Below are 6,164 nucleotides of genomic sequence, written 5' to 3' on the forward strand. Positions count from 1 at the left end.
AGTTACTAGATGAGGAGAGTTACACTCATGACACATGAGGTTCGCATTGCTCCATCCCTTCTTTCAGCTGACTTTATGAAGCTAGGTGAGGATATCGAAGCTATTTCCACAGCCGACTATATTCATTTTGATGTGATGGACGGACATTTTGTTCCCAACCTGAGCTTTGGTTTGCCCATTTTAAAGCAGGTAAAAAAGACAAGCACACTTCCCGTTGATGTGCATCTTATGGTGAGTAATCCTGACGAAGTGGTTATTCACTACCTTCAGGCAGGCGCTGATATGGTGAGTTTTCACTGGGAGTCTCAAATTCATGCCCATCGCTTAGTAAGACAGATTCAAGATGCAGGTGCAAAAGCAGGCGTTGTTCTCAATCCTGGCACTCCCGTGAACTGTCTTGAAAGCATTATTGACTATGTTGATTTAGTACTCATCATGTCAGTAAATCCAGGTTTTGGTGGCCAAAGTTTTATTGAAGGTAGCTATCAAAAATTACGTGAGTTACATCAGCTTTGCTGCAAGCACCAAGTCAATCCTCTTATTGAGGTTGATGGCGGTGTTGGTGTAAGCAATGCTGAAGCGATAGTATCTGCGGGTGCCAATTTACTCGTTGCGGGTTCTGCGATATTTGGTGCAGCCAATCGTGCCCAGGCCATTGCTGATATTCGTGCTGCGGGTCAACGTGGACAAATGAAAAGGGCATAGCATGTCTTCTAGACCTTATGTGTATTTGGATTATGCGGCTTCTGCGCCTATGAGCAAAGCTGCCATAGATGCCGAAGCTGCCTACGAAGCATCAGAAATTGCAGGCGCTAATCCTAATTCATTACATACGCTTGGTAGGAAAGCCGCTCGCGCTCTCGATGGTGCTCGAAGTGATATTGCCCATTGTTTGGGAGGTCACTTTCGTCCATCAGATGTCATCTTTACCTCTGGGGGCACTGAATCAAATAATCTTGCTCTTTATGGTATGGCGGAAGGTGCTCGAAGTCGTAATCGTCAGCGTAGAGTTATTGTGATTTCTGAATTTGAACATGATTCAGAAATTGATGTTATTCCGGCGCTTCATGACCGTGGCTTTGAAGTTAAGTTAGCGCGCCCCAATCGTGATGGTGTGGTTACGGTTGAGGCCGTATCAAAGCATTGTGATGAGCATACCGCTCTCGTATCTGTTATGGCAGCAAACAACGAGGTGGGCACTATACAGCCTTTGGCACAGATTGCAACGACTGCTCATAAGGCTGGCGCCTTGATGCATTGTGATGCAGTGCAGGCATTTGGTCGCATACCACTCGCGTTGGATGATGTTGATGCGGTAAGTATTGCTGCGCACAAAATTGGCGGCCCTGTGGGCATTGGTGCCCTTGCTATTCGCGGTCGTACACCTTTTCGTGCACAAACTTTTGGGGGAGGACAAGAGCAAGGCAAGCGTCCAGGTACTCAGCCAGTGCGTGCTGCTCTTGCCTTTGCAGCCGCTGCCTGTGATTGTATAGAACATATGACGGAGCGTCGCGTGCTTGTTTGCGCACGAGCACAGCGCCTCTATGATTATATTTGCGCCCCAGGTACGCATATTCGTCCTACTACTTCTGCTTTGATGAACGCAGACCGTCTACCTGGTTTGGTATCTGTGCTTGTTGAAGGTGTTGATTCTGAAACCCTTGTTTTAAGTCTTGACCAACTGGGGTTTGAGGTTTCTGCGGGATCTGCGTGCTCTTCGGGTTCTCTTGATGCGAGTCACGTATTACTCTCCATGGGCATTCCTAGAGACCTTGCGTTGGGTGCACTGCGTATTTCTTTTGATGAGCGTGTTTCCGATGATGAATTGTATGATTTTGCTGCTGCACTGATTAGTGTTGTTGGTCGCTATCACAAAAATAAATAGTGGATACCAACATTGAGAGATTGAGGATTCATATGGCCGAACCAGAGGCATTGCTTCGCCTACAAGATATAGATATCAAATTGATGAGAATTCACGCTCAGCTTGATGCCATGCCTCAGCAGAAAAAGCTTGGGACCATTGCTCGTGCACAGCGTCAGTTGGCGCGCCAAACAACCATTATTGTGGGTCAACTTAAAGATGCTCAGATGGAGCTTGACGACAATGAATCTCAACATGCGCTTGTGTTGGATAAGATTGCCAATGTAAAGGCGGAGGCGCACGCGCGCGAGGCGGGATTTCGTCAAACACGCGATTTAGAGGCTCATTTATCTGCTTTGGCCAAGCAACAAGAAAAGCTTGAGCATGCTTATATGGAAAAAGCTGCAGCTTTGGAACGCCTTCAAAAAGCTGAATCAAATGCTCGTGCTATGGCAGAACGTCTTGTTGCTGAAAAGACTGCGCAAAAGGATTCCTTTGAGAAGGATAGTGCTGATTTAAGAGCAGAAGAACGCTTGCTTAAGAACGAGCGTGCGCAAGTAATAACGGAGATTTCTGCAGAGGTGATTAAGCGTTACGAGCAGGCTTGTAAACGCTTTGGCGGTCTTGCAGTGGAGGCCTTGCGCGGAAATGTACCGTCTGTTTGTCGCGTTAAATTACAACCTGCAGATTTTGGTGATCTTAGACGTGGTCCGGAGATTGCTACTTGCCCCTATTGTCATCGTATCCTTATTACTAAAGGAGCCCTGGCATGAGTGAATCCTCACAACGAGATTCCCAGCTGTCTCGTCAGACTTATCCTGATAAGGAGGATACCCTTGCTCCAAAAATTCTTTTGGGTGTAAGTGGAGGGATTGCCGCATATAAAGCCTGCGAGCTGCTCAGGCTCTTCCAAAAGCAGGGCTGTGAAGTGCGCGTGTGTGTAACTCCCGAAGCAGAGCGGTTTGTGGGAGTAGCGACTTTTGAGGCTTTAACGCAGCATGAGGTACTTGTTAAGCTTTTTGAAGGATCCGATCCTATTCCTCATATCACGCTTGCCGAGTGGGCAGATGCGGCTGTTGTTGTACCGGCAACAGCAAATAGTATGGCAAAGCTTGCTTGTGGCATTGCTGATGATGCGCTTTCAACTACTTTGCTTGCTTTGCCACGAAATACCCCTTTATTGCTTGCTCCTGCGATGAATGTACATATGTGGCAGGCAGCGGCTACCCAAGATAATCTTGAGACGCTCGAGCGCAGGGGTATACGTATTATTTCTCCTGTCCACGGGCGCCTTGCGTGTGGTGATGTGGGCGCCGGTAAGCTTGCTGATATTAATGAAATTTTTGCTTCTGTAATGGATGCTCTCGATGCGCGTACTGCTCTGCGCAGTTTTGATACAGACCCTGATCGCACCATGCTTTTGTCTTTTGGTCAGGTTGCTTGTGGCGAACAAGATAAAGAAGATGCAGCAGCTATGCAGGAGAAGCTTGCTGGTAAGCGTGTTCTTATCACGGCAGGTCCCACGCACGAAGCTATCGACCCTGTTCGTTATATTGCCAATGCTTCTTCGGGAAAGATGGGTTTTGCTATTGCAGAAGCATGTAAATCGTTTGGTGCTGAGGTGACGCTTATAGCAGGGCCTACTAGCCTTGCAACGCCTGAGGGCGTCAACCGCATTGACGTGGTATCTGCGTCTGAAATGTATCAAGCCACGATCAAGGCTTTTGAGAACTGCGATATTGCAATTTGTGCCGCTGCAGTTGCGGACTATAAGCCCGCGGATCCTGCCGATCACAAGCTCAAAAAAGGTCGTGAGAATCTCGATACTATTAAACTCGTACGCACACGAGATATTCTTGCAAGTCTTTCTGTAAATAAAGGTGAGCGCTTGGTTATTGGCTTTGCTGCAGAAACTAATGATTTGCTTAAAAATGCACAGGAAAAGCTTGCCAAGAAGGGTTGTGACCTCATTGTTGCAAATGATGTTTCGCGAAAGGATTCTGCCTTTGGCGGGGATACCAATAGGGTGAGCTTTGTTACAGCAGATGGCGTTGAGCAGCTTCCAACGCTAAGCAAACACCAGGTAGCAAGAGCTCTTGCTGAGCATATTGCAAACATGTTGGCAGCAAAAACTACTTCTGAGACGGCTCATAAAACATCTCATTCTGATTCAAAAAATGATATAGATGCAACCGTGGTGAGACCGAGGTTATATACGTAATGGGCATTTTGGTTGGACTTGAGCACGTTGCACATGAGTGGCCTGGCAAACAGGTTTTACATGATGCCACAATAGGCATTAATGAAGGCGAACGTATTGGTATCGTTGGTCGAAATGGTGATGGTAAATCCACGCTGTTGCAACTCATTGGACATCGGATCGAGCCAGATGCGGGAAGCATTACTTGGCGTAATACTATCTCTGTTGGTATGTTAACGCAGTCAGATAGCCTTGATGATGGTGATACGGTTATTCATGCAGTGATGGGGGATACGCCCGAATATGAATGGGCATCAGATCCCAAAATCCGTTCTATTTGTGATGAGCTGTTAGTTGACGTTGACTTGCAAAGTCAGGTGGGCACGCTTTCAGGTGGTCAGCGTCGTCGTGTCGATCTTGCACGCGTGTTGTCTCGTGATTGGGATGTCCTCTTAATGGATGAGCCAACCAACCACTTAGATATGCATGCAATTCGATGGCTCGCAGGTCATCTGACGCGTCGCTGGCCTGCAGGTACTGGTGCGCTGCTTGTAGTGACACATGATCGTTGGTTTCTTGATGAGGTCTGTGAACATATGTGGGAAGTTCACGATGGCATCATTGATCCTTTTGAGGGTGGATACTCTGCGTATATTCAGCAGCGTGTTGAGCGCCAAAGACAAGCGGCAGCATCTGAAGAACGTAGACAAAATGTTTTGCGTAAAGAACTCAATTGGTTGGCTCATGGTGCCAAGGCCCGCAGTTCAAAGCCAAAGTTCCGCATTGAGGCTGCACGTGCCTTACTCGCACAAGATCCTCCTGTACGCGATAGCGTTGAGTTGTGTCGTCTTGCAGTAGGGCGTTTGGGAAAGCAGGTCTTTGAACTCAAAAATATTGGTGTGCGCTTTGAAGATCAGATCGTGCTTGAGGGTCTCAATTGGATTGTAGGCCCAGGTGATCGTATAGGTATTCTTGGTGAAAATGGTGCCGGTAAGTCAACCCTGCTGCGCTTGATGTGTGGCAGGCTTCGTCCCACAACTGGTTTCCTAAAAATTGGCAAAACAGTTCAGCTGGCAGTTCTGTCCCAACAGCTTGAAGAATTATCTGCACACAATGACGAGCGGGTAGAGGATTTATTGAGCTTGTTTAAGCAGATTTACTATACTGGCGGAAAGCCCCAAAGTCCGCAACAGATGGCAGAACGATTAGGCTTTACTCGTGCCGATTGGCCAACTTTTATTAAAGATTTGTCTGGGGGCCAGCGTCGCTGTCTCGCAATTTTGGCAGTTCTTCTTCAGGAACCTAATGTTTTGATACTGGACGAGCCGGGCAATGACCTTGATACCGATATGCTTGCGGTGGTTGAAGATTTGCTTGATAGCTGGCCAGGGACTTTGCTGCTTGTGACTCACGATCGCTTTTTAATGGAACGTGTCACAGACAATCAGTACGCGATTATCGACAGACACCTTAGGCATTGTCCAGGTGGGGTTGATGAATATTTGTGCCTTTTGGATGAGCGTAAAGCTGCTGGAGTAAATGGGGTTTCTTTGCAGAGTGTTGCCTCTGATGCTTCCAATCAGGTCGTCTCTGGATTGAGTAATCAAGAGCGTCGTACTGCAAAAAAGCGCTTTGATGCTGTTGAGCGTCGTCTTAAAAAATTGCGTGAAGAGACAGACGAGCTACAAGATGCGCTAGCGGCACATAATCCTACGGATTATCAAGGTTTGCTAAACATTCAAGAGCATTTGAACACAAACAAGCAAGAAGTTTCCAAACTTGAAGATGAATGGCTTGAGCTAGCAGAAAAGCTGGAATTGGCATGAGCGCAAATGAGGAGAACGGTTTTTTTGCGTGTTGCAACTATCGCTGATGCTCAAGAGATGCTTGTTTATCAATGTTCATGTGAATTGTTGTGATATTTCTACTTGCATTATTTCTGATAGGGTGTTAAATTACTTACTCGCGCGTCGATAAGACGAGCAAACGGGTGGTGGCGCAGCTTGGTAGCGCACTTGACTGGGGGTCAAGGGGTCGCTGGTTCGAATCCAGTCCACCCGACCACGTAAGCGCAGGTCAGAGCTTTATGCTCTGGCCTTT

At 47.3% G+C, this 6,164-nt stretch carries 5 protein-coding genes and 1 tRNA gene; all 6 read left to right on the forward strand.

Annotated elements, in window-relative coordinates; translation table 11 throughout:
• The first annotated feature begins 27 nt into the window (after positions 1 to 27).
• Positions 28 to 705 (forward strand): ribulose-phosphate 3-epimerase, encoded by a 678-nt coding sequence (rpe, locus tag BN4314_RS00240; protein WP_082911101.1) that lies wholly within the window; start codon positions 28 to 30, stop codon positions 703 to 705.
• A gap of 1 nt (position 706) precedes the next feature.
• A complete protein-coding gene (locus tag BN4314_RS00245) occupies positions 707 to 1,885 on the forward strand; it encodes a cysteine desulfurase family protein (protein ID WP_068539139.1) in 1,179 nt (392 codons plus the stop codon).
• A gap of 32 nt (positions 1,886 to 1,917) precedes the next feature.
• Complete coding sequence (locus BN4314_RS00250) at positions 1,918 to 2,637, forward strand: zinc ribbon domain-containing protein (RefSeq protein ID WP_068539141.1); 720 nt, start codon at positions 1,918 to 1,920, stop codon at positions 2,635 to 2,637.
• Positions 2,634 to 4,085, forward strand: a complete 1,452-nt coding sequence (gene coaBC / locus BN4314_RS00255) for a bifunctional phosphopantothenoylcysteine decarboxylase/phosphopantothenate--cysteine ligase CoaBC (RefSeq protein WP_068539143.1) — start codon at positions 2,634 to 2,636, stop codon at positions 4,083 to 4,085. The genes BN4314_RS00250 and coaBC overlap by 4 nt, the downstream gene beginning before the upstream one ends.
• A complete protein-coding gene (locus BN4314_RS00260) occupies positions 4,085 to 5,890 on the forward strand; it encodes an ABC-F family ATP-binding cassette domain-containing protein (protein WP_068539145.1) in 1,806 nt (601 codons plus the stop codon). The genes coaBC and BN4314_RS00260 overlap by 1 nt, the downstream gene beginning before the upstream one ends.
• A gap of 161 nt (positions 5,891 to 6,051) precedes the next feature.
• Positions 6,052 to 6,128: transfer RNA gene (locus tag BN4314_RS00265), tRNA-Pro, on the forward strand.
• Positions 6,129 to 6,164 lie beyond the last annotated feature (36 nt).

The sequence above is a fragment of the Olegusella massiliensis genome (assembly GCF_900078545.1).
GTDB classification, from domain to species: Bacteria; Actinomycetota; Coriobacteriia; order Coriobacteriales; family Atopobiaceae; genus Olegusella; species Olegusella massiliensis.